27 protein-coding genes are annotated in these 25,924 nt (G+C 60.6%); 13 read left to right on the top strand and 14 right to left on the bottom strand.

Annotated features, from left to right (window positions below; all coding sequences use genetic code 11):
• Window positions 1–12: 12 nt before the first annotated feature.
• On the bottom strand, window positions 13–1,305 hold the full coding sequence (gene tcuC / locus AB4N85_RS11335; protein WP_016775219.1) for an MFS transporter: 1,293 nt from the start codon (window positions 1,303–1,305) through the stop codon (window positions 13–15).
• 895 nt (window positions 1,306–2,200) lie between these two features.
• On the opposite strand from tcuC, the gene AB4N85_RS11330 reads away from it, so the two are divergent.
• The gene (locus AB4N85_RS11330) at window positions 2,201–2,509 is read left to right on the top strand and encodes an RcnB family protein (protein ID WP_056789015.1); all 309 of its coding nucleotides are present in this window, start codon (window positions 2,201–2,203) and stop codon (window positions 2,507–2,509) included.
• A gap of 21 nt (window positions 2,510–2,530) precedes the next feature.
• On the opposite strand, the gene AB4N85_RS11325 is transcribed toward AB4N85_RS11330, so the two are convergent.
• Both AB4N85_RS11325 and AB4N85_RS11320 read right to left on the bottom strand, forming a co-directional pair.
• Window positions 2,531–2,842, bottom strand: coding sequence for a protealysin inhibitor emfourin (locus tag AB4N85_RS11325; protein WP_041477010.1), 312 nt, complete (start codon window positions 2,840–2,842; stop codon window positions 2,531–2,533).
• A gap of 14 nt (window positions 2,843–2,856) precedes the next feature.
• Complete coding sequence (locus tag AB4N85_RS11320; RefSeq protein ID WP_252884437.1) at window positions 2,857–3,903, bottom strand: M4 family metallopeptidase; 1,047 nt, start codon at window positions 3,901–3,903, stop codon at window positions 2,857–2,859.
• A 131-nt stretch (window positions 3,904–4,034) separates the two neighbouring features.
• On the opposite strand from AB4N85_RS11320, the gene AB4N85_RS11315 reads away from it, so the two are divergent.
• Window positions 4,035–4,373: an FKBP-type peptidyl-prolyl cis-trans isomerase gene (locus tag AB4N85_RS11315; RefSeq protein WP_041477007.1), complete on the top strand. Its 339-nt coding sequence runs from the start codon at window positions 4,035–4,037 to the stop codon at window positions 4,371–4,373.
• Window positions 4,374–4,506: 133 nt separating this feature from the next.
• Here AB4N85_RS11315 and AB4N85_RS11310 read toward each other — a convergent pair whose 3' ends face one another.
• From AB4N85_RS11310 to ftrA, 3 genes are all read right to left on the bottom strand, one after another.
• Entirely contained in the window at window positions 4,507–4,815 is a 309-nt protein-coding gene (locus tag AB4N85_RS11310) for a helix-turn-helix domain-containing protein (protein ID WP_016775213.1), read from the bottom strand.
• A gap of 3 nt (window positions 4,816–4,818) precedes the next feature.
• Window positions 4,819–5,142: a type II toxin-antitoxin system RelE/ParE family toxin gene (locus tag AB4N85_RS11305; protein WP_024013362.1), complete on the bottom strand. Its 324-nt coding sequence runs from the start codon at window positions 5,140–5,142 to the stop codon at window positions 4,819–4,821.
• A 191-nt stretch (window positions 5,143–5,333) separates the two neighbouring features.
• Entirely contained in the window at window positions 5,334–6,323 is a 990-nt protein-coding gene (gene ftrA, locus AB4N85_RS11300) for a transcriptional regulator FtrA (protein WP_460068064.1), read from the bottom strand.
• 101 nt (window positions 6,324–6,424) lie between these two features.
• On the opposite strand from ftrA, the gene AB4N85_RS11295 reads away from it, so the two are divergent.
• From AB4N85_RS11295 to AB4N85_RS11280, 4 genes are all read left to right on the top strand, one after another.
• Window positions 6,425–6,853 (top strand): rhodanese-like domain-containing protein, encoded by a 429-nt coding sequence (locus tag AB4N85_RS11295; protein WP_252867836.1) that lies wholly within the window; start codon window positions 6,425–6,427, stop codon window positions 6,851–6,853.
• Between the two features lie 331 nt (window positions 6,854–7,184).
• Window positions 7,185–7,964, top strand: coding sequence for an ABC transporter substrate-binding protein (locus AB4N85_RS11290; RefSeq protein WP_095182017.1), 780 nt, complete (start codon window positions 7,185–7,187; stop codon window positions 7,962–7,964).
• 199 nt (window positions 7,965–8,163) lie between these two features.
• Complete coding sequence (locus tag AB4N85_RS11285; protein ID WP_217863078.1) at window positions 8,164–9,276, top strand: succinylglutamate desuccinylase/aspartoacylase family protein; 1,113 nt, start codon at window positions 8,164–8,166, stop codon at window positions 9,274–9,276.
• 205 nt (window positions 9,277–9,481) lie between these two features.
• Complete coding sequence (locus AB4N85_RS11280) at window positions 9,482–10,198, top strand: alpha/beta hydrolase (RefSeq protein WP_460068061.1); 717 nt, start codon at window positions 9,482–9,484, stop codon at window positions 10,196–10,198.
• Here AB4N85_RS11280 and AB4N85_RS11275 read toward each other — a convergent pair.
• Both AB4N85_RS11275 and AB4N85_RS11270 read right to left on the bottom strand, forming a co-directional pair.
• Window positions 10,188–10,745 (bottom strand): DcrB/PsbP domain-containing protein, encoded by a 558-nt coding sequence (locus AB4N85_RS11275; protein ID WP_460068059.1) that lies wholly within the window; start codon window positions 10,743–10,745, stop codon window positions 10,188–10,190. The genes AB4N85_RS11280 and AB4N85_RS11275 overlap by 11 nt on opposite strands.
• A gap of 84 nt (window positions 10,746–10,829) precedes the next feature.
• Window positions 10,830–11,603: a hypothetical protein gene (locus AB4N85_RS11270; protein WP_252882245.1), complete on the bottom strand. Its 774-nt coding sequence runs from the start codon at window positions 11,601–11,603 to the stop codon at window positions 10,830–10,832.
• 146 nt (window positions 11,604–11,749) lie between these two features.
• On the opposite strand from AB4N85_RS11270, the gene AB4N85_RS11265 reads away from it, so the two are divergent.
• From AB4N85_RS11265 to AB4N85_RS11250, 4 genes are all read left to right on the top strand, one after another.
• Entirely contained in the window at window positions 11,750–12,286 is a 537-nt protein-coding gene (locus tag AB4N85_RS11265) for a chalcone isomerase family protein (RefSeq protein WP_041476996.1), read from the top strand.
• 80 nt (window positions 12,287–12,366) lie between these two features.
• Window positions 12,367–13,686, top strand: coding sequence for an Nramp family divalent metal transporter (locus AB4N85_RS11260; protein ID WP_460068056.1), 1,320 nt, complete (start codon window positions 12,367–12,369; stop codon window positions 13,684–13,686).
• A gap of 167 nt (window positions 13,687–13,853) precedes the next feature.
• Complete coding sequence (locus AB4N85_RS11255) at window positions 13,854–15,074, top strand: putative DNA modification/repair radical SAM protein (protein WP_024013352.1); 1,221 nt, start codon at window positions 13,854–13,856, stop codon at window positions 15,072–15,074.
• Complete coding sequence (locus AB4N85_RS11250) at window positions 15,071–15,973, top strand: TIGR03915 family putative DNA repair protein (protein WP_236168606.1); 903 nt, start codon at window positions 15,071–15,073, stop codon at window positions 15,971–15,973. Before AB4N85_RS11255 ends, AB4N85_RS11250 begins: the two co-directional genes overlap by 4 nt.
• A 185-nt stretch (window positions 15,974–16,158) precedes the next feature.
• Here the strand turns inward: AB4N85_RS11250 and AB4N85_RS11245 are convergent, their stop codons facing one another.
• The 5 genes from AB4N85_RS11245 to AB4N85_RS11225 all read right to left on the bottom strand — a co-directional run bounded on the left by AB4N85_RS11245 (window position 16,159) and on the right by AB4N85_RS11225 (window position 22,345).
• Window positions 16,159–17,178 carry a branched-chain amino acid aminotransferase gene (locus AB4N85_RS11245; protein WP_016775201.1) on the bottom strand — a complete coding sequence of 340 codons (1,020 nt, stop codon included), beginning with the start codon at window positions 17,176–17,178 and terminating at the stop codon, window positions 16,159–16,161.
• Between the two features lie 216 nt (window positions 17,179–17,394).
• Window positions 17,395–18,768 (bottom strand): dihydrolipoyl dehydrogenase, encoded by a 1,374-nt coding sequence (lpdA, locus tag AB4N85_RS11240; RefSeq protein ID WP_252867831.1) that lies wholly within the window; start codon window positions 18,766–18,768, stop codon window positions 17,395–17,397.
• Between the two features lie 6 nt (window positions 18,769–18,774).
• Complete coding sequence (locus AB4N85_RS11235; RefSeq protein ID WP_056789044.1) at window positions 18,775–20,049, bottom strand: dihydrolipoamide acetyltransferase family protein; 1,275 nt, start codon at window positions 20,047–20,049, stop codon at window positions 18,775–18,777.
• On the bottom strand, window positions 20,050–21,108 hold the full coding sequence (locus tag AB4N85_RS11230; RefSeq protein WP_003224000.1) for an alpha-ketoacid dehydrogenase subunit beta: 1,059 nt from the start codon (window positions 21,106–21,108) through the stop codon (window positions 20,050–20,052).
• Between the two features lies 1 nt (window position 21,109).
• Window positions 21,110–22,345, bottom strand: a complete 1,236-nt coding sequence (locus tag AB4N85_RS11225) for a 3-methyl-2-oxobutanoate dehydrogenase (2-methylpropanoyl-transferring) subunit alpha (RefSeq protein ID WP_095182010.1) — start codon at window positions 22,343–22,345, stop codon at window positions 21,110–21,112.
• Window positions 22,346–22,530: 185 nt separating this feature from the next.
• On the opposite strand from AB4N85_RS11225, the gene bkdR reads away from it, so the two are divergent.
• A complete protein-coding gene (gene bkdR, locus AB4N85_RS11220; protein WP_041476986.1) occupies window positions 22,531–23,019 on the top strand; it encodes a Bkd operon transcriptional regulator BkdR in 489 nt (162 codons plus the stop codon).
• A gap of 192 nt (window positions 23,020–23,211) precedes the next feature.
• Here bkdR and AB4N85_RS11215 read toward each other — a convergent pair whose 3' ends face one another.
• The gene (locus tag AB4N85_RS11215; RefSeq protein WP_252867830.1) at window positions 23,212–24,075 is read right to left on the bottom strand and encodes an MBL fold metallo-hydrolase; all 864 of its coding nucleotides are present in this window, start codon (window positions 24,073–24,075) and stop codon (window positions 23,212–23,214) included.
• Window positions 24,076–24,167: 92 nt separating this feature from the next.
• Between AB4N85_RS11215 and AB4N85_RS11210 the strand changes: the two genes are divergently transcribed.
• A complete protein-coding gene (locus AB4N85_RS11210; RefSeq protein ID WP_016775194.1) occupies window positions 24,168–24,509 on the top strand; it encodes an ArsR/SmtB family transcription factor in 342 nt (113 codons plus the stop codon).
• A gap of 168 nt (window positions 24,510–24,677) precedes the next feature.
• Window positions 24,678–25,922, top strand: coding sequence for an NAD(P)/FAD-dependent oxidoreductase (locus AB4N85_RS11205; RefSeq protein WP_252867829.1), 1,245 nt, complete (start codon window positions 24,678–24,680; stop codon window positions 25,920–25,922).
• Window positions 25,923–25,924: the final 2 nt, after the last annotated feature.

Raw genomic sequence — 25,924 nt, 5'->3', positions numbered from 1 at the left:
GGCGAGTTTTCCTCAGGCCGCGACAGGTTGCAGACGACCACCGGCACGGCGGTACAGATAAAGCGTGGCGCACAGCGCGCACAGGGCACCGATGCTCATCCAGTAACCTGGCGCGGCTTTGTCGCCGGTGTACTGGATCAGGAAAGTCGACATCGCCGGGGTGAAACCGCCGAAGATCGCGGTGGCCAGGCTGTAAGCCAGGGAGAAACCGGCGACGCGCACTTCAACCGGCATGATTTCGGTCAGCGCCGGAATCATCGCGCCGTTGTACAAGCCGTAAATGAAGGACAACCACAGCAGCGACAGCAGCATGTTGGTGAAGCTCGGCGCCTGCACCAGGAACGACAGCGCCGGATAAGTCGTGGCCAGCGCCAGCAGGGCCATGCCTATCAGCACTGGGCGACGGCCGATACGGTCGGACAACGCGCCGCCAATCGGCAGCCAGAAGAAGTTCGACACGCCCACCAGCAGCGTTACCAGCAACGCGTCGGAAGTGCTCAGGTGCAGCACGGTTTTGCCGAAAGTTGGCGCGTAGACGGTGATCAGGTAGAACGCGGTGGTGGTCAGCGCGACCATCAACATTCCGCCGAGTACCACGCCCCAGTTCTGGCCGAGGGTGCGGAACACTTCGCGCATGCTTGGACGGTGTTTGCGCGCGGCGAACTCTTCGGTTTCCGCCAGGTTGCGGCGCAGGAAGAAGATGAACGGGACGATCATGCAGCCGACGAAAAACGGAATGCGCCAGCCCCAGGCGGCCACGGCTTGCGGCTCCATCCACTGGTTCAGACCGTAGCCCAGCGCAGCCGCTACGATGATCGCCACTTGCTGGCTGGCCGACTGCCAAGCGGTGAAAAACCCTTTGCGGCCCGGCGTAGCGATTTCGGACAGATACACCGAGACACCGCCCAATTCCGCACCGGCCGAGAAGCCTTGCAGCAGCCGCCCGATCAACACCAGCGCCGGGGCGAACAGGCCAATGGTTTCGTAGCCGGGCACCAGCACGATCAATATCGTGCCGCTGGCCATGATCGACAGGGTGACGATCAGACCTTTGCGCCGGCCGACGTCATCGATGTACGCGCCGAGCACGATGGCGCCCAGCGGCCGCATCAGGAAACCGGCGCCGAATACCGCGAACGTCATCATCAGGGAGGCGAACTCGCTGCTCGCCGGGAAGAACACCGCCGCGATCTGCGTGGCGTAGAAGCCGAACAGAAAGAAGTCGAACTGTTCGAGGAAGTTGCCCGAGGTCACCCGGAAGATGGCACCGGCCCGCGAGCCGTTGGTTGGGATTGAGGCTGTCATTGAAAAGTACTCCACCGCTTTTATGACGTGCGCTACGGAGAGGCGGCGCACGGTTTTTATTGAGGTGGATGGTGGCGCAGATGTAACAATCTGTTAATTGCATTGTTGGCATGGATTGATGCGTGGGGCGGATCAATGGTTTCGGTGTTTGGCGCATTTGTGGGAGCAAGCCTGCTCGCGAAGGCGCCTGGTCAAGTGATGATTTGTTTCGGTCGACCGGGTACATATCCGTTGCTGCGGTAACGGCTGCTTAAGGTTTCGCCCTTACGGCGAGTCACCTTTTCCAAACGCCGAAAAGGTAACCCAAAAGGCTTGCTCCCACGTTCGGCCCCTCGCGGGCTCGGGGTTCCTTCGCTGCGGGATCGATCCGGGCGCAGCGGCTACGGTTTGCTTCGCTGCACCTCCTTCCGCTGTGTCTGGCTGCGCCAGACGGTCGCTGCGCTCCCACCCCCGGATCAATCCCTCCACTCAGCCTTCCGACGTCGCCGGTGGATCAAAAGCAGGATCAAAAGCACTCGAGCTTGCGCTCATTGTTGAGTGGGGCGGCTTCGCCGCGGGCAGCTGCGCTGCTTTGCTTTTCTGGTGGGGGCGAGCCTGATCGCGACGACGGCCTGCAGGTGAACCCGTCTCCATCGAATTCACGCGATCCAACTGTAGGAGCTGCCGAAGGCTGCGATCTTTTGATCTTGCTTTGCTTTGCTTGGTTTTGTAGGAGAGGACCGGAGCTCTGGACAATAATTGCGCTGTAATACCAATCCCTGTGGGAGCTGGCTTGCCAGCGATGGCGGTCTGATGGACAAAGCCTTCTAACGGCCGCATCCGGCAAAAAACAAGGAATGTTTCCCGCGCCACGCAGTCGGAGTTCAGGTACTACCCATCTGAAAGAGGTTCACCGATGAACAGCAAAACCCTAATCGCCAGCCTGGCCCTTGTTGCCGGTATTGCCGGGATCACGCCCGTTGTTCAAGCGGCGCAAACCTCCAGCGAACCCGCCGTGCAATCGCCGACCAGCGATCGCCAACTGAAGGTCAACGACCGCGCACCGGAAATGTACCAGCGCGAAGACAAGGCGCTGAAGAACTGGAAAGCCAAAGGTCTGAAAGCACCGATCGAGCAGGCGCAGTGGGTGCAGATCAATGACAAGTACGTGATGGTGATGATCACCAATGGCACGATTGTCGAGATGCATCCCGTCGAGAAATAGCCTGAACATCGGGGGGAGCGTTTACAGAAGCTCCCCCTTGTCCCAAAGCTGCACCAGCTCCCCAGGCGCCCGATCCTCTGGCACCTTCAACACCATTTCTCCTGACGGGTAGCGCACCTCAATCTGATAGAAGCGCTGATCCCCACGGCCGGATTCGCTGCTGTCCAGTGGCAGGCAACCCTCAAGCACCGAGCATATTCTCGAACGCTGACTGATGTCGCATTGCGCGAATTCGATTTCCCGTGGGCGGCTCAGGCTGTGAATCGCTGCAACGCCACCCTGGCGAGATACGCGCAAAACGGAATCTTTATCCAGCTCGGGTAGCGTTTTCATACGGTCTCCTCAGATTATTCGATACCGACCTGTGCCCAGGCTTGCTGCACCGTGTCGGCTGCTTCGGCGCCGAAGCGCTGGCCAGCATGGTCGATCGTCAGTTTCGCGAACGCGTCGAACGTTGCGTCCTGTTTCAAACGGTCATCACACAGCGTGTCGTACCAGATGTGTCCGGCCTTTTCCCAAGCGAAGCCGCCAAACGCTCGCGCTGCCAAGTAAAACGCGCGGTTGGGAATGCCGGAGTTGATGTGCACGCCGCCATTGTCTTCGCTGGTGATGACGAACTTGCGCATGTGATCCGGTTGCGGATCCTTGCCCAGCATCGGGTCATCGTATGCCGTGCCGGGGTGCGACATCGAGCGCAGGCCCTTGCCTTGGATCTGTGGCATCAGCAGGTCGGCGCCGATCAACCAGTCTGCCTGCTCGGCGGTCTCGCCGAGGGTGTACTGCTTGGTCAATACGCCGAACACGTCTGACAGCGACTCGTTCAACGCGCCGGACTGGTTGGCATAAATCAGCCCGGCTTCGCTTTCGGTGACGCCGTGGGCCAGTTCATGGCCGATGACGTCTAGCGAGCGGGTGAAGCGCTGGAAGATTTCGCCATCGCCGTCACCGAAGACCATCTGCGCGCCGTTCCAGAATGCGTTTTCGTAGCCCTGGCCATAATGCACGCTGCCGATCAGCGCGAATCCCTGATTGTCGATCGAGTCGCGACCGAGCACTTTCCAGAAGAAATCATAGCTGGCGCCCAGCGCATCGTACGCCTCATCGACCGCCGGATCCCCGGACGCCGGCTGGCCCTCGAGACGCACCGGCATGCCCGGCAAGAGCATTTTGTTCTGCGCATCATGCACGCTGCGCCGTGCCAGACCAGGCTTGCTCGCCTCCGGCAGAATCGCCCGCGCCGGCGGCTGCGAAGGACGGCCGGGGTTGGGCAGCAGGCTGCGCACATGATTGAGCGTCTGCATCGCGGCGTTGCGCTGCGGCTCGGAACCGTGGGCGATGATGCGGTTGAGGATGTAGGGCGGGATGAAACTGCGCAGCAATCGAGAGTCGGTCATCTAAGCATCCTTGTCGTCATACGATGTCGATACACATGTGAGCGGCTAGGCGTGTTTTCGGTTCCATGGATTGCCATCGACGCCGGATTCTGCGAAAAACGCCGCCTGCGAACATCTCAAGAGCCAACGACATGACAGACGAACTGCAAATCATCGACCTGCAACCGGGCGACGGCAAAGCCGCGGTGAAAGGCGCGCTGATCACCACCCAATACACCGGCTGGCTGGAAGACGGCACTGAATTCGACTCGTCCTGGAGCCGAGGCAAACCGTTTCAGTGCGTGATCGGCACTGGCCGCGTAATCAAAGGCTGGGATCAGGGCCTGATGGGCATGCAAGTCGGCGGCAAACGCAAGTTGCTGGTGCCGGCGCATCTGGGGTACGGCGAGCGGACCATGGGCAAGATCCCGCCGAATTCGAATCTGGTGTTTGAGATTGAGTTGCTGGAGGTTTTGACGCGGGAGGATTGAAGGGGGGAATCATCCAGCGGAGTGTCTGTGCAGCTGGATGATGTCGATGGTTAGCTGCGAAGTTGAATGCTATTCAACTCCCTCGATTTCCCCCACTCGGATGCAGGGTGGACATTGTCAGGCAAAGCCAGCGTCAGGCCCATTGCAACGGGCCTGACGGAAAGCAAATGTCCACCTCCAGCCTTGCAGCAGCTGACAGGTTGACCAATGCATCGAGCGAGAATTTGTCGATTTTCCCGTTGAGTACATCATTGAGGCGTGGCTGCGAGATTCCCAATCTCTGTGCCGCGTCCTTTTGAGGGAGCTCCCACGCTCGAATGGTCTCGCAAAGCGAACGCATGAGCTTGGCTCGCAGACGCATGTTGGCAGCTTCCTGAGGCGTGTCCTCCAATGCATCCCATACACTGGAAAATCGTTGGGATGAGTCTTGATGTTCCTTCATGGCTTAACCTATTTCCTGATATCTGGCCCGGGCCAGTTCGATGTCTCTAATTTCCGTTTTACGTGTGGTTTTGTGCATGGCGTGAAGCACATAGATTGCTTCAGGTCGATTGACTACATAAAACACGCGAAACGCCCCTGAGTCCTCGGTGATCCTGATTTCGTTAACACCGCGTCCTACGGTTTTCATAGGGCGCCAATCGAGTGGGGCATCACCCTGTTGCAACAGGTCCAGCTGAAACCCCGCCGCTCTTCGGGCATCAACCGGGAACGCTTTGAGATCTTTCAACGCGCTTCCCACGAACACCACATCCTTGTGTTTCGGCATCGGCTTGTCCTGTGTCAAAAGGAAAAGCGTAATAGCTGAACGTAAGCGGCGACGGTGAGTTTTATTGCAAGAAATGCCAGTGCCCGTTTGATTTTCAGGCTATATCAGAATCAATATAAAGCAAGCCGCATTTTCCGTTTCACAATTTTCACCGTGAGCGTTTCTGCCGGCCTCGCCGTCAACGTCAGCGCTTAAAACGCTGCGGGATGGAGCGAAAGCTTGTTGCTTCGCCCAAACCGCTCCCTATAAACCGACGGCGGTACGCCCACCACGCTGCGGAACGCCACACGAAAACTCTCCACCGAGCGATAGCCGCAGCGCTGCGCGATCTGCTCGGTGTGTTGATGGGTGCTCTCGAGCAGCTCCCGCGCTCGCGCCAAGCGTTCATGTTGCAGCCACGCCTTGGGCGTTTGCCCGCTGGCTTCGGTGAAGCGCCGCAGAAACGTGCGCTCGCTCATTGCCGCTTCACTGGCCAGGTCGCGCACTTCCAGTGGTTCGTGCAGGCGTTCGCGGGCCCATTGCATGACGCGCGACAGGTCGCTGCGGGGCGTCGGGCTGACCGGGGTGGGGATGAACTGGGCCTGGCCGCCGGTGCGTTGTGGCGACATGACCAGTCGCCGCGCGACGGCGTTGGCGACCTGCGTGCCGAAGTCACGTGTCACCAGATGCAGGCAGGCGTCGATGCCGGCGGCGCTTCCGGCGGAGGTGATCAGTTGGCCCGCGTCGACGTAGAGCACGTCCGGATCGACCTCGATGGCCGGGAAGCGTTGCGCCAGTTCGCTGGTATAGCGCCAGTGAGTGGTGGCGCGGTGGCCGTCGAGCAGGCCGCTGGCTGCAAGGACGAACACCCCGGAGCAGATCGACAGCAACCGCGCGCCTCGGTCATGGGCCTGACGCAACGCGTCGATCAGCGCAGGCGGTACCGAGGCGTTGCGGTCGCGCCAGCCCGGAATGACGATAGTGCGCGCTTCGGCGAGCAATTCCAGGCCACCATCGGCCAGCACCTGAATGCCACCCATGGCGCGCATCGGGCCTGGATCGACTGCGGCAATCGCATGCTCGTACCAAGGGAAATCGAACTCTGGTCGGGCCAGGCCGAAGATCTCCACGGCAATGCCGAACTCGAATGTGCAGAGGCCATCGTAGGCCAGAATGGCAACCAGATTGGGCTGAGTGAGCATTTGGCGGAAAACTCCCGGTCGGTGTCTTGCGCGCCACTGTAGCGGCAAGCGCCGTCTCGATAAAGTCTGTTCATCCCCCACAGACAAAGGAGCAACACAACATGACCAGCCTGGTTCGCGAAATCCCCGCCGCACCTTCGGCGATTGCCCTGATGCATTTCAGCAATCGTCTGACCTTCGAAACCGATTGTTCCGACGTGTTCAGTAGCCAAGAGGCCGGTGAGGTCGACTTCGTTCTGGTGGATGTGCGCGGCCCATTGGCGTTCGAGCGCGGCCATGTACCCAGCGCGATCAATATTCCGACACGCTTGCTCACGGCGGATCGCTTGGCCGATTACCCGAAAAGCACGTTGTTCGTGGTCTATTGCGCCGGGCCGCATTGCAATGGGGCGAACAAGGCTGCGGTGAAGCTCGCGGCGTTGGGTTATCCGGTGAAAGAGATGATCGGCGGCGTCACCGGATGGCTCGATGAAGGTTTCGAACTGAGCGCGGCCTCAGTCGCCAATACACCTGTCGCCTGCGAATGCTGACGTTCTGTAGGAGCTGCCGGAGGCTGCGATCCTTTGATCTTGATCTCAAAAAACAAGATCAAAAGATCGCAGCCTCCGGCAGCTCTACGGGAGGATCGGCGTTTCTTGCTCTGAAAACAGTCTTGTCCTACATCCTTCGCACCAACACGGCGCACGCGTTTACTCTCGTCAAAGTGATCGCCGATGTTCTGTAAGTATTTGTCGCTTAAAAACAATTGCCTCCGTGCGCGCCGCCATAGACTGCCGGCCACTTCGGTTTTTGCCGTTAGAACGCCATGACCGAACGCTGACTCGAAAGCTGCCAATAAAAGCCTCCGCACGGGAGTAATAAATGAAAAAGCTAGTGATGTTCGGTGCCCTGGCACTGTCGATGTTGTCCCTGACCGCTGTGGCCGAAGACGCCAAGCCGATCCGCATCGGTATCGAAGCCGGGTACCCGCCATTCTCGATGAAAACCGCTGACGGCAAACTCACTGGTTTTGACGTGGACATCGGTGACGCACTGTGCACGCAGATGAAAGTTAAATGCACGTGGGTCGAGCAAGAGTTCGATGGCCTTATCCCGGCGCTGAAAGTGAAGAAGATCGACGCGATCCTGTCGTCGATGACCATCACTGACGATCGCAAGAAGAACGTCGACTTCACCATCAAGTACTACCACACCCCGGCACGCTTCGTGATGAAGGAAGGCTCGGGCGTCAAAGACCCGCTGACCGAACTCAAGGGCAAGAAAGTCGGCGTGCTGCGTGCCAGTACCCATGACCGCTATGCGACCGAAGTGCTGGTTCCGGCCGGGATCGAACTGGTGCGCTACGGCTCGCAGCAGGAAGCCAACCTCGACATGGTTTCCGGGCGTATCGACGCGATGCTCGCTGACTCGGTCAACCTCAGCGATGGTTTCCTGAAAACCGACGCCGGCAAAGGCTTCGAATTCGTCGGCCCGACCTACGAAGACGCCAAATACTTCGGCGGCGGCGCTGGCATTGCCGTGCGCAAGGGCGATACCGCACTGGCTGAGCAATTCAACAAAGCCATCACCGAAATCCGCGCCAATGGCGAGTACAAGAAAGTCCAGGACAAGTACTTCGACTTTGACGTGTACGGCCATTAATACGCCGTGAAAAAAAGTGGCCCCGTTTGCGCGGTGGCCACTTTTTTTATGTTTTTTTATTGATGGAAATTCTCTGTGGGAGCGAGCCTGCTCGCGAAAGCGGTCTGACATTCGACATCGTCATCGTCTGACCTAACGCATTCGCGAGCAGGCTCGCTCCCACAGGGATTTGCGTAATCCAGCTAATCAGGAGTTTTTCATGCAACGCATCGACCACGTTCTGCCCTGGAGCCATTTGGGCAGCGAGCGCTCCCTCAGCGTGTTCCGCTACGGCGCCGGCAGCCGCAAGGTGTATATCCAGGCCAGCCTGCACGCCGATGAACTGCCGGGCATGCGTACCGCGTGGGAACTCAAGCTGCGCTTGAACGAACTGGAGCGGCAGGGCCGTTTGCAGGGCGTTATCGAACTGGTGCCGGTGGCCAATCCGATCGGCCTGGATCAGCATCTGCAAGGCAATCACATGGGCCGCTTCGAATTGGGCAGCGGCAAGAATTTCAACCGCGCATTCGTCGAACTCAGCGCCCCGGTCGCTGCGCTGGTGGGCGAGCGTCTGGGCGCGGATGCCGAGGCCAACGTCGCGCTGATCCGCCAGGCCATGGCTCAGGTCTTCGAAGAATTGCCGGCGCCGGCATCGCAACTGGAAGCCTTGCACCGCTTGTTGCTGCGCCACGCCTGCGACGCCGACATCACCCTCGACTTGCACTGCGACTTCGACGCTGCGATTCACCTCTATGCGCTGCCGCAACACTGGCCGCAGTGGCAATCGCTGGCGGCGCGGCTGAAGGCGGGCGTGGCATTGCTCTGCGAGGACTCCGGTGGCAGCTCGTTCGATGAGTCCTGCTCGACGCCATGGTTGCGTCTGGCCAAAGCATTCCCGGACGCGGCGATTCCGGCGGCGAATCTGGCGACGACGCTTGAGCTGGGCAGCATGGGCGACACCCGCGTCGATCAGGCTCAGGCCAACTGCGAAGCGATTCTGGGCTTTCTCGCCGAGCAGGGTTTCATCAGCGGGGAATGGCCGGCGGCGCCGAGCGAATGTTGTGAAGGTCTGCCGTTTGAAGGCACCGAATACCTGTTCGCCCCGCACCATGGCGTGGTCAGTTTCTTGCGCAATGCCGGCGAGTGGGTAGAGCAGGGCGATGCGCTGTTCGAGGTTGTTGACCCGTTGCAGGATCGCGTGACCACCGTGCGCGCCGGCACCAGCGGGGTGCTGTTCGCGATTGATCGCGGGCGTTATACCGAGCCGGGGATCTGGCAGGCGAAAGTGGCGGGGCGGGTGCCTTTTAGAACCGGGAAGCTCACCAACGACTGATGGCTCTTCGCTGAATTTGCTGACCCCATCGCTGGCAAGCCAGCTCCCACAGGGTTGCGGTTGATCCCAGATTTTGTAGACGCCGTAATTCTTGTGGGAGCTGGCTTGCCAGCGATAGCGGCATCAGCCACTCCACAAAATTTGGATCCTCAGCCGAGAATGTTAGGCTCCCCGCGAACCCGACACTCTGTGAAGGAACGCTGCAATGCTGAAATTGTTCGCCCTGCTGACCCTGCTCGCATCCACCGCCGTCCACGCGCAAACCACCCTGCAATCCGACTTGCCGCTCAAATACCTCGAACAGGTCCACGCCGACGCTGAACCACGTCCGCTGGTGATTTTCCTGCACGGTTACGGCAGTAACGAGGCCGATCTGATCGGCATGAAATTTCAGCTGCCGGCGCAGTACAACTACCTTTCCGTGCGCGCGCCGATGACGTTGGGTGAAGGACGTTTCCAGTGGTTTCGCAAGAAAGGTGAAGGCGCCTACAACGGCGAGACCGATGATCTGAAGGTCAGCGGCCAGAAGCTGCGCGACTTTATCGCCCAGGCGGCGAAGAAATATCACGCCGCGCCGGACAAGGTGTACCTGATCGGCTTCAGCCAGGGCGCGATGATGAGCTACGAAGTGGGCCTGCGCGCGCCAGCGGTCGTGGGCGGGTTTGCCGCGTTGAGCGGGCGCTTGTTGCCGGTGCTCAAAGCCGAACTCAAGCCTGGGCAAGCGCCGCTGCCGCTGAGCATTTTTATCGGCCACGGCACCGCTGATGATCCGGTGCCTTACCGTCACGGCACCGAGGCCAACGCGCTATTGCAGAAACTCGATTACAAGCCCGAGTTTCACGCTTATCCGGGCGTCGGCCACAGCATCAGTGCGGCCGAATTGAGCGATCTGAATGGCTGGTTGCAGCGGCTCAATCCTTGACGATGGCTTTGATCAAGGCATCGTGAGCTTTCTTGTCGCTGGCGCGGGAAATCACCTGCACCAGCGCCATCTTCGTCCCCGAGCCGGCCAGCAGCGTCGTGTTCAGGGTTTGGCCACCGCCCTGAGTGGCGGTGCTGTCAACCTGACGCAGCCCCAGGCCGGTGCCTTTCTGGGTCAGGCTTTTCTCGCTGAGCTTGTTGAAGTCCGGCAGGGCCTTGCGCTGATCGTCGATGAAACTCGACACGCTGCCGTCGAGAAACTCACCGTCGTTGTCCTTGACGTTCTGCCCTGCGGGAATCTGGTTTTCGGCGGCGATGACCACGGTCTTGGTGGTCTGGTTGGTGTACATCGTGCCCTTGGCACCGCTCGGGCTGGCGGGCAGCGGGTCGGCGACAAAGCCTTTGGGCAGGACAAAGGCAAACTTGCCGTCGAGCAGCGAGACCTTCTCGGTTTTGACTTTTTCCTTGGCGGCCTGCGCGTTGATCGCGGCGAAACCAGCGATGGCCGCCAGCATCAGGACGACGGCTTTTTTGCTCAACAATGACATGTGAATCTCCGGTGAATGGTCGCGCGAGGCGGGCGATCATCCCACGGAGCGTGCCGGGCGTTCCAGCGCGATTCGTCCAGGCGGTTATTGTGCTTGCGCCTTGGCCCTTGGCCGAGCCAGCAGCCGCCGGGTCACCCCGAGCATGGCCACCGACACTGCCACTCCCACTGCGAAGCCGCTGAGGCCCATGGTCGGCAGCGTCAAGGCCGACACCAGGCAGAACGCCGAGAACGAATACATGCCGGTTGCCGTTGCGCGCAATAACGCAGCGGTAAACGCAGGGCCGCGGGTTTGTTGCGAGAACACCGCCATGACGCTGCCAAGCACCGGGAACACCGCGAGAAGGCCGCTCCAGCGTTCGCCGACGGTGCTGGCGAGCATCGTCACCACCAGCGTCAGCGCCGCACCGGCGATCATCCGCCAGATCAGTTTGTCCGACTTCGGTGCTGGCCCGTTCAATACTGGATGCACCTCAGGGAACAGATAAGGCGAAGCGAGCAGTGCCACCGCTGCCGCAATCACCGAGAACGGCAAGGACGCCGGGATCACCGACAAGACTGCCGCCAGCGCGGCCCACACCGCCAGTGAAATGGTCAACGCCCACGGCCAGTTCGCCCGCTGCGCCACCTGCGCATAGGTGATGCAGAAAGCGATCATCGCGAACATTGCCGACAGCGCCGCGACCGCTGATTGCGCGGCAAACTGCGGCCCTTGTTCGATCGCCAGAAAAAACAGAATCGGCCCGACCACCACCGGCAATCCCGACAGCCACCCGGCCACGCTCGGCCCCCAACGTTTGCCCGCCAGGGAAATCAGCAGGAGAAAACCGGGAATCAGCAGCAATTTCAGGATCAGCACGCGGGTGTCTCAATCGGGTCAGGATGAGCCACGTTAGCACTGCCGATTGAAGATTGCTGCCTATGTTCGCAATTTTTGTATACAAAAATTCAGGCGCGAATCCGGCTATGCTTTGATCATCAGAATGCAGCGGAGACGATACGGCGATGAACAGAACACCCAAGCTCGTACGTGGCTGTTGTGGCATCGGTTTATGGGCACTGTTGCTGACGCCGACGTGGGCCAATTGGCAGGACGCAGTGCCAGGGGCGCAAATCATCGGCAGTGGCGATTTCAGCGTGTTCGGCTTCGATGTTTACAGCGCGCGCTTGTGGAGTGCCGCGCGGCCTCTGGCGGACGGCCAGCCGTTTGCCCTGGAGCTGATCTACCGGCGCAACATCTCGCGAGACGATCTGGTCAGCACCAGCGTCGATGAGATCAAACGCCTGGCCGGTCCCCGGGTCACTTCAGCGCAATTGGCCGGCTGGCAGAAGCAGATGCAGCAATCGTTTGTCGACGTTCAGGCCGGCACGCGGATTACCGGCGTGTATCTGCCGGGGCAGGGCGCGCGGTTTTTTGTCGGCCAGAAGCTGCAGCATGAGATTGAGGACCCACAGTTTGCCAAGGCGTTTTTCGATATCTGGCTGGATCCGCGAACACGCAGTCCCGAGTTGCGCGAGCAGTTGTTGGGGGTGAACCCATAGGTTCAGTGATCTTTGCGCTTCAAGGCATCAGGCGAAACGACTAAGCTGCCGGGCTCCCGTTTTTGTTTCTGGATGTGTGCGTGAAATTCAGTCTGCCCAAAATCGCCACCGCGCCGTTTTGCCCGCCGGAAGTGGCTGGCAGTGTTGCGGTTGATCCGACTGCCTCGTTCTTCAAACGTGTGCTGCGTTTCGCCGGTCCCGGTTTGCTGGTGTCGATCGGCTACATGGACCCGGGCAACTGGGCGACCGCGATCGAGGCCGGTTCGCGTTTTGGCTACAACCTGTTGTTCGTCGTGTTGCTGGCCAGTCTGGCCGGTATGGTGGTGCAGTGCCTGTGCTCGCGGTTGGGCATCGCCACCGGGCGCGATCTGGCGCAGCTGTCCCGCGAGCGCTACAGCACGCCGACCGCGCGCCTGCAATGGATACTGGCGGAGATCTCGATCATCGCCACCGACCTCGCCGAAGTGCTTGGCTGCGCTCTCGCATTTCACTTGCTGCTCGGTTGCTCGCTGACCTTCGGCATCGCTCTGACGGCTTTCGACACGCTGCTGGTGCTGGCCCTGCAGAACCGGGGATTCCGTCGTCTCGAAGCGATCATGCTGGTGCTGGTCGCGACCATCGGCGTGTGTTTCTTCGTCGAGTTGTTGTTGATCAAACCGTACTGGCCAGACGTGGCGCTGGGCTTCAAACCTTCGCTGGCGGCCATCGGCGATGCCGCGCCGCTGTATCTGGCCATTGGCATCCTCGGCGCCACAGTAATGCCGCATAACCTTTACCTGCACACCTCGATCGTGCAGACGCGGATGATCGGCAAGGACCTGGCGAGCAAGCAGGACGCGGTGAAACTGGCGCGTATCGACACCATTGGTTCGCTGGCCCTGGCGCTGCTGGTCAACGCTGCGATCCTGATTCTCGCGGCGGCGGCGTTTCACCAGTCCGGACACACCGATGTGGTCGACATTCAGGACGCTTATCATCTGCTCGATCCGCTGGTGGGCGGTGCGCTGGCCAGTGTGTTGTTCGGCGTGGCGCTGCTCGCGTCGGGGCAGAGTTCGACCTTCACCGGGACCATCGCCGGGCAGGTCATCATGGAAGGCTATCTGAACCTGCGCATCCCGTGCTGGCAGCGGCGTTTGATCACCCGCGGGCTGGCGCTGATTCCGGCGTTCATCGGCGTCTGGCTCATGGGCGATAACGCGATCGGCAAGTTGCTGGTGTTGAGCCAGGTCGTGCTCAGCCTGCAACTGCCGTTTGCCTTGTACCCGCTGATTCGCATGACCAACGACAAACGGCTGATGGGGCCGTTTGTGAATCGCTGGCCCACGCGGGTGCTGGCCTGGGGGCTGTTTGTGTTGATCAGCGGGGCGAACAGCTGGTTGATATTGCAGTGGGCGTTTTGATCACTGAGTTGCGGTGACTGGCAGGGCCTCTTCGCGAGCAGGCTCGCTCCCACTGGTTGCGCGGGTGATGGCAATTCAGGTGATTCAGCCGACGAGGGGTCATCCATCAACTTGTTTCGCGGCGGGCGAGCCTATACTGTATATGCACACAGTAAAGAGCCCGCGCCATGCAAATCATCGACAAGCTCAGCATCCTCGCCGACGCCGCCAAGTACGACGCCTCCTGCGCCAGCAGTGGTGCGCCCAAGCGCAGCTCCGAGGGCAAGAGCGGGCTCGGTTCGACGGATGGCATGGGCATCTGTCACAGCTACACGCCGGACGGGCGCTGTGTGTCGTTGCTGAAAATCCTGCTGACCAATTTCTGCCTTTACGATTGCCAGTACTGCGTCAACCGCCGTTCCAGCGATGTGCCGCGTGCGCGCTTCACCCCGGAAGAAGTCGTGACGCTGACCATGGATTTCTACCGGCGCAACTGCGTCAGCGGCCTGTTTCTCAGCTCCGGGATCATTCGCTCGGCGGACTACACCATGGAGCAACTGGTGCGGGTGGCGAAGTTGCTCCGTGAAGAGCACGAATTTCGCGGCTACATCCATTTGAAGACCATTCCGGAAGCCGATCCGGCCTTGATCGAGGAGGCCGGGCGTTATGCCGACCGCCTCAGCGTCAACATCGAACTGCCCACCGATGCCAGTCTGCAGACGCTGGCGCCGGAGAAGGACATCACCTCGATCAAGCAAGCGATGAACACCATCTACACCGGCGTGCAAACAGTGTTGAACGAGCCGCGCTCGGCGAAATTCGCCCCGGCCGGGCAAAGCACGCAGTTGATCGTCGGTGCCGATGACACCGACGACAGCACCATCCTCCACAGCGCCCAGTCGCTGTACGGCAACTTCCGTTTGCGCCGGGTCTATTACTCGGCGTTCAGCCCGATCCCCGACAGCCCGAAAAGCGTACCGCTCGCCGCGCCGCCGCTGATGCGCGAGCACCGTTTGTATCAGGCTGATTTCCTCCTGCGCAGCTACGGCTACAGCGCTGACGAACTGCTCAAAGGCCCGGGTAATCTGGCGCTCGATATCGACCCGAAGCTGGCCTGGGCGCTGGAAAATCGCGAAGTGTTTCCGCTGGACCTGAACCGTGCCGACGCGACGTTGATCGCGCGCATCCCCGGCATCGGCTTGCGCACCACCGAGCGCCTGGTCGAGTTGCGTCGCCAGCGCCGCATCCGTTACGAAGACGTGGCGCGGATGCGCTGCGTGCTGGCCAAGGCGAAGCCTTTCATCATCACCAGCGATTACCACCCGCAACAGGCGGAAGTCACCAGCCACATGCTCTATCAGCAATTGCGCGACCGACCGATGCCGCAGCAGATGGGGTTGTGGGGATGATCAGTCTTGATTGCGATGACCTGTTCGACACATGGCGTCAGCAGGCGCGCTGGTTGCTCAGCCATGAAATCGATCCGAGTCTGGTGAGCTGGGCGGCGGAAGGGGTGGGCGATCTGTTTGCCAGTGATGAGCACGTGCCCGAAGGGCAGGGGCCGTTTCAGGCGCGTATTCCCCGAGCGCTGCTCGACACCCTCGAACAAGCGGCGCGCTATCGCGGCGAGCAACGCTGGAGCCTGTTGTATGAAGTGCTCTGGCGCGTCAGTCACGGCGACCGCACGGCGATGATGGCGGGCGACAAGCTCGGCAGCGAATTGCAGCGGCGCATCAAGCAGGTCAGCCGCGAGGCCCATCATCTGCATGCATTCGTGCGTTTCATCGAGCGGTCGAAGGATCTGCCCGGTCCACAATACGTGGCGTGGCACGAGCCGGCCCATGACATTCTGCACAGCGCCAGCGAGCACTTTATCGGGCGCATGGGCCAGCATCGCTGGTTGATCGCCACTCCGCGTGACGGCGTTTATTACGACGGTGAGCAATTGATTCACGAGCGGCAGTGCCCGATTGAGTGGCAGCAACTGGCGCAGAACGTCGACGATCCCCACGGCGATTTGTGGTTGACCTACTACAGCCACATCTTCAACCCGGCGCGGTTGAACCCGAAGGTCATGCAAGGACATCTGCCGGTGCGGTTCTGGAAGAATCTGCCGGAGGGTGAGTTGATACCGGGATTGATCACCCAGGCGCGGATGGGCAAGCAACAGAATGGGCAGGCGAGCGGGATTTCGGATCGGACGGGCAAGCGCATTGCCTCCAAAAATCAAAAGCAAACCCTCACCCCAGCCCTCTCCCGGAGGGAGAGGGAGCCGACCGAGGTGTTCTTGCGAACTCCATCGACCTGAATGGCCGAGGTGAACGCGATTTTTGAAAAGCACACAAGTCGGCTCCCTTTCCCCCTCGCCCCCTTGGGGGAGAGGGCTGGGGTGAGGGGGTGACGTTCTTCAATACGACACCAGAGCCCAGCCCTACAAAAAAGCCCCCCACCAATCACTCGGTGGAGGGCTTTTGAGCATCAGCAGTCGTCAGATCAAACCTTGACGATCCAGCCCGCTGGCGCTTCGATGTCGCCGGTCTGCACGCCAGTCAGCTCTTTGTAGAGCTGCTGGGTTACCGGGCCTACCTCGGTTTCGCTATGGAACACATGCAGGTGGTCGTTGTAGCTGATGCCGCCAATCGGCGTGATCACCGCAGCGGTACCGCAGGCACCGGCTTCCTTGAAGTCCGACAGCTTGTCGATCAGCACGTCGCCTTCAACCACTTCCAGGCCCAGACGCGATTTGGCCAGTTCGATCAGCGACAGGCGGGTGATGCCTGGCAGGACCGATGGCGAGTTCGGGGTGACGAACTTGTTGTCGTGGGTGATCCCGAAGAAGTTGGCCGAACCGACTTCCTCGATCTTGGTGTGGGTCATCGGATCGAGGTAGATCGCGTCGGCGAAGTTGGCTTTCTTGGCTTTCGAGCCCGGCATCAGGCTGGCGGCGTAGTTGCCACCGACCTTGGCCGCACCGGTGCCTTGCGGGGCCGCGCGGTCGTAGCTGGAGATCTGGAAGTTGTGCGGGGTCAGGCCACCCTTGAAGTAGGCGCCGACCGGGATGCAGAAGATCGAGAAAATGAATTCGGGCGCGGTGCGTACGCCGATGTTGTCACCGACACCGATCACGAACGGGCGCAGGTACAGCGCGCCGCCAGTGCCGTACGGCGGGATGAAACGCTCGTTGGCGCGAACCACGGCTTTGCAGGCTTCGATGAACTGCTCGGTATCGACCGTCGGCATCAGCAGACGCGCGCAGCTGCGTTGCATGCGCAGGGCGTTCTGGTCCGGGCGGAACAGGTTGATCGAGCCGTCCTTGCAGCGATAGGCCTTCATGCCTTCGAAGCACTGCTGACCATAGTGAAGGGCGGTGGAGCCTTCGCTGATGTGCAGGACGTTATCTTCGGTCAGGGTGCCTTTGTCCCACTCGCCATCGCGAAAGTACGACAGATAGCGCTTGTCGGTCTTGATGTAGTCAAAACCCAGCTTGTCCCAATTGATGCTTTCGTTACCCATGACACCCTCTATCACTGAACAACCGCCGAAACGGTTCAAGGCTTCTGACGTTTTTTTGGATGGGCACAACAATACTTCATTCTTGAGCGGTTTCGCAGCCCGGACTATCGGATGACACTCAGATAAATAGTGTTGCCCTCAAGAATTCGCGAGCAGGCTCGCTCCCACAGGGGGAATGCATTTCAAGTGTGGGAGCGAGCCTGCTCGCGAAGGGGCCTACAGATGCAGCGCATGCCCCAGCGCCCGCAACGCCGCTTCCTGCACCGCTTCGCCCAAGGTTGGGTGCGCATGAATGGTGCCGCCGATGTCTTCCAGTCGCGCGCCCATTTCCAGGCTCTGCGCAAAAGCCGTCGACAGTTCGGAAACCCCAACGCCCACCGCTTGCCAACCGACAATCAGATGATTGTCGCGACGTGCGACCACGCGCACGAAGCCGCTTTTCGATTCCAGGGTCATCGCCCGGCCGTTGGCGGCGAACGGGAAGCTGGAAACTATGCAGTCCAGCCCCGCAGCCTTGGCCTCGTCCGGGGTTGTGCCGACCACCACCAGTTCCGGGTCGGTAAAGCACACGGCGGCGATGGCGGTCGGGTTGAACTCACGGCTCTTGCCACTGATCAGCTCGGCAACCATCTCGCCCTGGGCCATGGCGCGGTGGGCCAGCATCGGTTCGCCGCTCACATCGCCAATGGCGTAGACGTTGCGCATGCTGGTCTGGCAACGGCTGTCGATCCTGATCGCCGAACCGTTCATGTCCAGATTCAGCGCTTCGAGATTAAATCCCTGCGTATTGGGTTTGCGGCCGACGGCAACCAGTACCTGATCGGTTTCCAGATTGAGGGTTTCGCCTTCGGGATCGCGCACCTGCAACGTGCCGTCGAAACCGAGCACGCTGTGCTTGAGGTACAGTTTCACGCCCAGCTGCTTCAGCGCGTCGTGGACCGGTTGTGTCAGCTCCGCGTCATAGGCCGGCAGGATGCGGTCCTGTGCTTCGACCACGCTGACCTCGGCGCCGAGCTTGCGATAAGCGATGCCCAGCTCCAGGCCGATGTAACCACCGCCGACCACCACCAGACGCTTCGGCACAGCCGTTGGCGCCAGCGCTTCGGTGGAGGAGGTGATCGGCCCGCCAATCGGCAGGATCGGCAGGTTGACGCTGGTCGAACCGGTGGCCAGTACCAAGTGCTCGCACTGGATGCGGGTATCGCCGACTTCCACGGTTTTGCCGTCGATGACTTTCGCCCAGCCATTGATGACCTGAACCTTGTTTTTCTTCAGCAGCGCGGCGACGCCAGTGGTCAGGCGATCAACGATGCCGTCCTTCCACTCGACGCTTTTGCTGATATCCAGAGTCGGCGCGGCAACGTTGATGCCCAGCGCCGAATGCTGGCTGTGATGTTGCGTCTGGTGAAACTGCTCAGCCACATGAATCAGCGCTTTCGACGGAATGCAGCCGATATTCAGGCAGGTGCCGCCCAACGACTGGCCTTCGACCAAAATGGTCGGAATACCCAATTGCCCGGCGCGGATCGCGGTCACGTAACCGCCGGGGCCGCCGCCGATAATCAGCAGCGTGGTGTTCAGAGATTGCATTCGGGCTTACTCCACAAACAAGGTAGCGGGTTGTTCGAGCAAGCCACGAATGGCCTGAATGAAGAGCGCCGCGTCCATGCCGTCGACCACGCGGTGATCGAAGGAGCTGGAGAGGTTCATCATCTTGCGGATCACCACTTGGCCTTTGACCACCATTGGCCGCTCGACAATTTTGTTCACGCCGACAATGGCCACTTCCGGCAGGTTCAGCACCGGCGTGCTGACAATGCCGCCCAATGCGCCGAGGCTGGTCAGAGTAATGGTCGAACCGGACAGCTCATCACGGCTGGCCTTGCCATTGCGCGCGGCGTTGGCCAAACGCGAAATTTCCGCGGCGCTGTCCCACAGGCTGCGCGCTTCGGCGTGACGCACCACGGGCACCATCAGGCCGACATCGCTTTGCGTGGCGACGCCGACATGCACCGCACCGAGGCGGGTGATGACTTGCGCTTCGTCATCGTAACGGGCGTTCATCTGCGGGAAGTCGCGCAGGGCGACAACCAGCGCGCGAACGAGGAACGGCAACAAGGTCAACTTGCCACGGCTGGCGCCATGTTTTTCATTCAGATGCGCGCGCAGTTCTTCGATTGCGGTGACGTCGATTTCCTCGACATAACTGAAGTGCGCGGCACGCTGAGTGGCATCCTGCATGCGCTGGGCGATCTTGCGGCGCATGCCGATCACTTGAATCTGTTCTTCGTCGTGGCGCTGGGCATAAGCGGCAGCGGCCGGCGCCGAAGCATTCGACTGACCTTGCGCCAGATAGGCTTCAAGGTCTTCGTGCAACACGCGACCGGCCGGGCCGGAACCGCGCACCAAGCGCAATTGAATGCCCAGATCCAGCGCATGTTTGCGCACGGCTGGCGAGGCTAGCGGGCGTTCATCCGCTTCGCGAGCGACCATCGGACCCTGGCAAACGGCAGCCGGACGTGGTGCGGCGGCTGCGGCGGGCTTGCTTTCAACAGCGGTCTCAACTTTCGGCGCAACCGGTGCTTCTTTGACCGGCGCGGGTGCGGCGGACTCTTTAAGGTTGCCGGCACCTTCAACCTCGATGCTGATCAGCACACTGCCGACCGCCATCACTTCACCCGGCTGACCACCGAGCGCAATCACTTTCCCGTGTACCGGCGACGGAATATCGACCATCGCCTTGTCGGTCATGACATCCGCCAGCACCTGGTCTTCAACCACCAGATCGCCAACCTTGACGTGCCACTGCGACAGTTCTACTTCTGCGATGCCTTCGCCGATGTCCGGCATCTTGATAACGTGCGTGCCCATTCAGACCTCCATGACCCGTTTCAACGCCGCGCCCACGCGGGACGGCCCTGGGAAATACGCCCACTCCTGCGCGTGCGGGTAGGGAGTGTCCCAACCGGTGACGCGTTCGATCGGCGCTTCCAGGTGATGGAAGCAGTGCTCTTGCACCAGCGATACCAGCTCGGCGCCGAAACCGCAGGTGCGGGTGGCTTCGTGTACCACCACGCAGCGGCCGGTTTTCTTCACCGACTTGACGATGGTTTCCAGGTCCAGCGGCCACAGGCTGCGCAGGTCGATGACTTCGGCATCGACGCCGGATTCTTCGGCAGCGACTTGCGAGACGTAGACGGTGGTGCCGTAGGTCAGCACGGTCACGTCCTTGCCCGGGCGAGTGATCGCGGCAACGTCCAGCGGCACGGTGTAGTAACCGTCCGGCACCTGGGCTTGCGGGTGTTTCGACCACGGGGTTACCGGGCGGTCGTGATGGCCATCGAACGGGCCGTTGTACAGGCGTTTCGGTTCAAGGAAGATCACCGGGTCATCGTTTTCGATGGAGGCGATCAGCAAACCTTTGGCGTCGTACGGGTTGGACGGCATCACCGTACGCAGACCGCAGACCTGAGTGAACATCGCCTCGATACTCTGGCTGTGCGTCTGGCCGCCGTAGATGCCGCCGCCGCAAGGCATGCGCAGGGTCATCGGTGCGGTGAACTCGCCGGCCGAGCGATAACGCAGACGCGCCGCTTCGGAAATGATCTGGTCGGAGGCGGGGTAGACGTAGTCGGCGAACTGGATTTCGGCGACCGGACGCAAACCGTAGGCGCCCATGCCGACGGCGACGCCGACAATGCCGCTTTCCGAGATCGGTGCGTCGAACACCCGCGAGGTGCCGTACTTGGTCTGCAGGCCTTCGGTGCAGCGGAACACGCCGCCGAAGTAGCCGACGTCCTGACCGAAGACGACGACGTTGTCATCACGCTCAAGCATCACATCCATGGCCGAGCGCAGGGCCTGGATCATGGTCATGGTGGTCGTGGTCATGGCGGTTTCCAACTGAATATTGTTGTTGTGATCGTTCATGTCAGATCCCCAACTGCTGACGCTGGCGCTTCAAGTGCTCCGGCATCTCTTTGTAGACGTCTTCGAACATGGTCGCGGCGCTTGGAATCTGACCGCCGGCGAGGGTGCCGTACTGTTCGGCCTGTTTCTGCGCAGCAATCACTTCGGCCTCGAGTTCAGCGCTGACGGCGGTGTGCTCTTCCTCCGACCAGTGACCGACCTTGATCAGGTGCTGTTTCAGACGCGCGATCGGATCGCCGAGCGGGAAGTGGCTCCAGTCATCGGCAGGGCGGTATTTCGATGGGTCGTCGGAGGTCGAGTGCGGGCCGGCGCGGTAAGTGACCCATTCGATCATGGTCGGGCCGAGGTTGCGGCGGGCGCGTTCGGCAGCCCAGGCGGAAGCGGCGTAGACCGCATAGAAATCGTTGCCGTCGACACGCAGCGAGGCGATGCCGCAACCGACGCCGCGTCCGGCGAAAGTCGTGGCTTCACCGCCGGCGATGGCCTGGAAGGTGGAAATCGCCCACTGGTTGTTGACCACGTTGAGGATCACCGGCGCGCGATAAACGTGGGCGAAGGTGAGGGCGGTGTGGAAGTCCGATTCGGCGGTGGCGCCGTCACCGATCCACGCCGAGGCGATTTTCGTATCGCCCTTGATCGCCGAGGCCATGCCCCAGCCGACGCCCTGAATGAATTGGGTGGCGAGGTTGCCGGAAATGGTGAAGAAGCCAGCGTCCTTGACCGAGTACATGATCGGCAACTGGCGGCCCTTGAGCGGATCGCGCTCGTTGGACAGCAACTGGCAGATCAGGTCGACCAGCGGTACATCGCGGGCCATGAGGATGCTTTGCTGGCGATAGGTCGGGAAGCACATGTCATCGATGTTCAGCGCCAATGCCTGGGCGCTGCCGATGGCTTCTTCGCCAAGGCTCTGCATGTAGAACGACATCTTTTTCTGCCGCTGGGCGACGACCATGCGGTTGTCGTAGATGCGCGTCTTGAGCATCGCGCGCATGCCTTTGCGCAGGATCTCGACCGGCACGTTTTCGGCCCACGGGCCGAGGGCGTTGCCCTGATCGTCGAGCACGCGAATCAGGCCACGGGCGAGGTCGGCGGTATCGGCAGGTTCTACATCGACAGGAGGTTTGCGCACCGTACCGGCATCGGTCAGATGCAGGTAGGAAAAATCGGTTTTGCAGCCGGGACGGCCCGAGGGTTCAGGGACGTGCAGGCGCAGCGGTTCATACGCTTGAGTCATGGCTTCTACGCTCGATCTTGTGAATTTCTTGTAGTGAGCTGGCAGTCATTCCCGGGTGGGGGAAATCTTGTCCTACAACAATCATAGGCGTGGCCATGAAGAATATTTCTCTGTGTTTCGTTGCGCTGGCGACCATTTGCAGATAGAAATTCTCCATAAACATAAAAAACAGGTGGTTTTGTCTCATGCGCAAACTGGACCGTACCGACATCGGCATTCTCAACAGCCTTCAGGAGAATGCGCGGATCACCAACGCCGACCTCGCCCGTTCGGTGAACCTGTCGCCGACGCCATGCTTCAACCGGGTCAAGGCCATGGAAGAATTGGGTCTGATTCGCGAGCAGGTCACGCTGCTGGATGCCGATCTGCTGGGGCTGCATGTGAATGTGTTCATTCACGTCAGCCTGGAAAAGCAGGTGGAGGAAGCGCTGCAGCACTTCGAGGAGGCGATTTCTGATCGGCCGGAGGTGATGGAGTGCTATCTGATGGCCGGCGACCCGGATTATCTGATCCGTGTGCTGGTGCCGAGCATTCAGTCGCTGGAACGCTTCATGATGGATTTTCTGACCAAGGTGCCGGGGGTGGCGAACATCCGATCGAGCTTTGCGCTGAAGCAGGTGCGTTATAAGACCGCGTTGCCGTTGCCTGCGAACGGTTTGACCCTGGGCGCATAACCTGACCTGATGCACCCGACCCGACCCGACCCGACCCGACCCGACCCGCCGACGCCGATCGTTCCCACGCTCCGCGTGGGAATGCCGCCAGGGACGCTCCGCGTTCCGCCTTAAGAAGTGACGCAGAGCGTCACGGGATGCATTCCCACGCAGAGCGTGGGAACGATCAGACTTAGGGCGCCTGACTAGGGGTCAGAGTTTGTTGAGCGGAATCTTCAGGTACACCACGCCATTGTCCTCAGGCGCCGGCAGATTCCCCGCCCGCACGTTCACCTGAATCGCCGGCAGCAGCAACGTCGGCATGCCTAACCCAGCGTCACGTGTCGTGCGCATCTCGACGAACGCCGCTTCATCGATCCCGTCATGCACATGAATATTGCTTTTGCGCTGTTCGCCGACAGTGGTCTGGCACTGCGAGGCGCGGCCCTCGGGCGGGTAATCGTGGCAAACGTAAAGCTTCACGCTGGCCGGAAACGCCAACAGCTTCTGGATCGACTTGAACAAGTGCTGCGCATTGCCACCGGGGAAATCACAGCGCGCGGTGCCAACGTCGGGCATGAACAGCGTGTCGCCGACGAGGATCTGCTCGCCGTCGACCAGGTAGGCCATGTCCGCTGGCGTATGGCCGGGGACGTGCAGGGCGGTGGCCTTGAGGTTGCCGATCATGAATGACTCGTTCGGCGCGAACAGGTGTTCGAACTGCGAGCCATCGACGCAAAATTCCGGCTCCAGATTGAACAGCGCCTTGAACACATTCTGCACTTTGCTGATCGATTCACCGATGGCGATCTTGCCGCCCAGTTCTCGACGCAGGTACGGCGCGGCGGAGAGGTGATCGGCGTGGGCGTGGGTTTCCAGCAGCCATTGCACCTGCAAGCGATGCGCTCGGACGAAGGCGATGATCTTGTCCGCTTGCGCGGTGCCGGTGCGCCCGGCAGCGCCGTCGTAATCGAGCACCGGGTCGACGATCGCGCACTGGCCGCCGTCGGCTTCGTAGACCACGTAGCTGTAGGTCGAGGAGGCGGGGTCGAGGAACGCTTCAATCAGAGCGGGCATGGCGAAAACCTGTGCTGGGTAATTTCGGGTTGCAACACTTTATGTAAAAACATAATGTTCGCAGCTTAAGTGACCTTCAAGGCCTCGTGCAAATGCAATCCAGTCTGACCGAATGTGAAGTCGCCCAGCTGCGCGCCTCGGCGTCCAAAGCCTGCGCGTTGCTCAAAGCCCTGGCCAATGAGGATCGCCTGTTGATCCTCTGTCAACTGACCCAGGGCGAACGCAACGTCGGCGAACTGGAAAAAATGACCGGCGTACGCCAGCCGACGCTGTCCCAACAACTGGGCATCTTGCGCGATGAAGGCCTGGTCGCGACCCGCCGCGAAGGCAAATACATTTTCTATGGCCTGGCCAGTCACGAAGTGATCCAGGTGATGAAAACCCTCTCGGGGCTGTATTGCGGAGCGGTACTCAAGAGCTGGGAACAGCCATAAATGCCAGCCCTAACACTTACTTACCCTGTGGGAGCTGGCTTGCCAGCGATGAGGACTTATCAGCGAACATTTATGTGACTGACACACCGCTATCGCTGGCAAGCCAGCTCCCACAGGTTCTTTGGTTTGACCCGAACAAATCCTTGCGTGCAGCAAAAGGAACAAGCAATGAACGATCAACACTGGGGCCTATCCATCAGTGCGGACATCGTGGTCATCGGCGGTGGCACGGCCGGCATCGGTTTTGTCGCCAGCCTGCTCAAGCGTGACCCGCAGCTTAAAGTCACCGTGATCGAACCGAGTTCACAGCACTACTATCAACCGGCGTGGACGCTGGTCGGCGGTGGCGCGTTTGACGTGAAGGACACGGTCAGGCCGATGAGCAAAGTCATGCCGCGTCAGGCGACGTGGATTCAGGCCAGTGTCAGTGCCATCGACCCGCAAAGCCGCCAACTCACCCTCGACGACCAGCGCACCGTCAGCTATCAAAACCTGATCGTCTGCCCCGGTCTGCGCCTGGCCTGGGAGAAAATCGAAGGCTTGCAGGAAAGCCTCGGCCAGCACGGCGTCACCTCCAACTACAGCTATCAACACGCCCAGTACACCTGGGATCAAGTGCAGAAACTGCGCGATGGCCGGGCGCTGTTCACCCAGCCGGCGATGCCGATCAAATGCGCCGGCGCGCCGCAAAAAGCCCTGTACCTGTCTTGCGATCACTGGCGCAAATCCGCCGTGCTGAAAGACATTAACGTTGAATTCAATCTCGCTGGCGCTGCGCTGTTTGGCGTGCCGACCTTCGTGCGGCCGTTGATGAAGTACATCGAACAGTACGACGCGCAACTGGCGTTCAACTCGAATCTGGTCAAAGTCGACGGCCCGGCGAAAACCGCCTGGTTTGACGTCAAGGACGCCGATGGCAATGTCAGCCGGGTCGCGAAAACCTTCGATCTGCTGCACGTCGTGCCGCCACAAGTCGCGCCGGATTTCATCGCACAAAGTGCGCTGGCCGATGCCGGCGGTTGGTGCGAGGTCGATCCGCACAGCCTGCAGCATCCGCGTTATCCCGACGTGTTCGCACTGGGCGATATCTGCGGCACCAGCAATGCGAAAACTGCCGCAGCGGTGCGCAAGCAGGTTGTCGTCGTTGCGCAAAACCTGCTGGCCGCGCGCAAACAACAGCTGCTGCCGCTCAAGTACGACGGCTACGGTTCCTGCCCGCTGACGGTCGAGAAGGGCAAGGTGATCCTCGCCGAGTTCGGCTATGGCGGCAAACTGCTGCCGACCTTCCCGCTGGACCCGACCGTGGCCCGCCGTTCGGCATGGTGGCTGAAGGCGACGCTGCTGCCGTGGTTCTACTGGCACGGCATGCTCAAGGGCCGCGAGTGGCTGACGCGTCTGTCCAGGGTCGACTGAGA

The organism is Pseudomonas sp. H1_G08, assembly GCF_054681355.1.
This window is presented reverse-complemented; position numbering and strand designations above follow the sequence as displayed.

Coding starts and splice junctions, on each gene's coding strand:
- tcuC (WP_016775219.1), bottom strand. CDS start 1,305: ATGACAGCCTCAATCCCAACCAACGGCTCGCGGGCCGGTGCCATCTTC.
- AB4N85_RS11330 (WP_056789015.1), top strand. CDS start 2,201: ATGAACAGCAAAACCCTAATCGCCAGCCTGGCCCTTGTTGCCGGTATT.
- AB4N85_RS11325 (WP_041477010.1), bottom strand. CDS start 2,842: ATGAAAACGCTACCCGAGCTGGATAAAGATTCCGTTTTGCGCGTATCT.
- AB4N85_RS11320 (WP_252884437.1), bottom strand. CDS start 3,903: ATGACCGACTCTCGATTGCTGCGCAGTTTCATCCCGCCCTACATCCTC.
- AB4N85_RS11315 (WP_041477007.1), top strand. CDS start 4,035: ATGACAGACGAACTGCAAATCATCGACCTGCAACCGGGCGACGGCAAA.
- AB4N85_RS11310 (WP_016775213.1), bottom strand. CDS start 4,815: ATGAAGGAACATCAAGACTCATCCCAACGATTTTCCAGTGTATGGGAT.
- AB4N85_RS11305 (WP_024013362.1), bottom strand. CDS start 5,142: ATGCCGAAACACAAGGATGTGGTGTTCGTGGGAAGCGCGTTGAAAGAT.
- ftrA (WP_460068064.1), bottom strand. CDS start 6,323: ATGCTCACTCAGCCCAATCTGGTTGCCATTCTGGCCTACGATGGCCTC.
- AB4N85_RS11295 (WP_252867836.1), top strand. CDS start 6,425: ATGACCAGCCTGGTTCGCGAAATCCCCGCCGCACCTTCGGCGATTGCC.
- AB4N85_RS11290 (WP_095182017.1), top strand. CDS start 7,185: ATGAAAAAGCTAGTGATGTTCGGTGCCCTGGCACTGTCGATGTTGTCC.
- AB4N85_RS11285 (WP_217863078.1), top strand. CDS start 8,164: ATGCAACGCATCGACCACGTTCTGCCCTGGAGCCATTTGGGCAGCGAG.
- AB4N85_RS11280 (WP_460068061.1), top strand. CDS start 9,482: ATGCTGAAATTGTTCGCCCTGCTGACCCTGCTCGCATCCACCGCCGTC.
- AB4N85_RS11275 (WP_460068059.1), bottom strand. CDS start 10,745: ATGTCATTGTTGAGCAAAAAAGCCGTCGTCCTGATGCTGGCGGCCATC.
- AB4N85_RS11265 (WP_041476996.1), top strand. CDS start 11,750: ATGAACAGAACACCCAAGCTCGTACGTGGCTGTTGTGGCATCGGTTTA.
- AB4N85_RS11255 (WP_024013352.1), top strand. CDS start 13,854: ATGCAAATCATCGACAAGCTCAGCATCCTCGCCGACGCCGCCAAGTAC.
- AB4N85_RS11250 (WP_236168606.1), top strand. CDS start 15,071: ATGATCAGTCTTGATTGCGATGACCTGTTCGACACATGGCGTCAGCAG.
- AB4N85_RS11245 (WP_016775201.1), bottom strand. CDS start 17,178: ATGGGTAACGAAAGCATCAATTGGGACAAGCTGGGTTTTGACTACATC.
- lpdA (WP_252867831.1), bottom strand. CDS start 18,768: ATGCAATCTCTGAACACCACGCTGCTGATTATCGGCGGCGGCCCCGGC.
- AB4N85_RS11235 (WP_056789044.1), bottom strand. CDS start 20,049: ATGGGCACGCACGTTATCAAGATGCCGGACATCGGCGAAGGCATCGCA.
- AB4N85_RS11230 (WP_003224000.1), bottom strand. CDS start 21,108: ATGAACGATCACAACAACAATATTCAGTTGGAAACCGCCATGACCACG.
- AB4N85_RS11225 (WP_095182010.1), bottom strand. CDS start 22,345: ATGACTCAAGCGTATGAACCGCTGCGCCTGCACGTCCCTGAACCCTCG.
- bkdR (WP_041476986.1), top strand. CDS start 22,531: ATGCGCAAACTGGACCGTACCGACATCGGCATTCTCAACAGCCTTCAG.
- AB4N85_RS11215 (WP_252867830.1), bottom strand. CDS start 24,075: ATGCCCGCTCTGATTGAAGCGTTCCTCGACCCCGCCTCCTCGACCTAC.
- AB4N85_RS11210 (WP_016775194.1), top strand. CDS start 24,168: ATGCAATCCAGTCTGACCGAATGTGAAGTCGCCCAGCTGCGCGCCTCG.
- AB4N85_RS11205 (WP_252867829.1), top strand. CDS start 24,678: ATGAACGATCAACACTGGGGCCTATCCATCAGTGCGGACATCGTGGTC.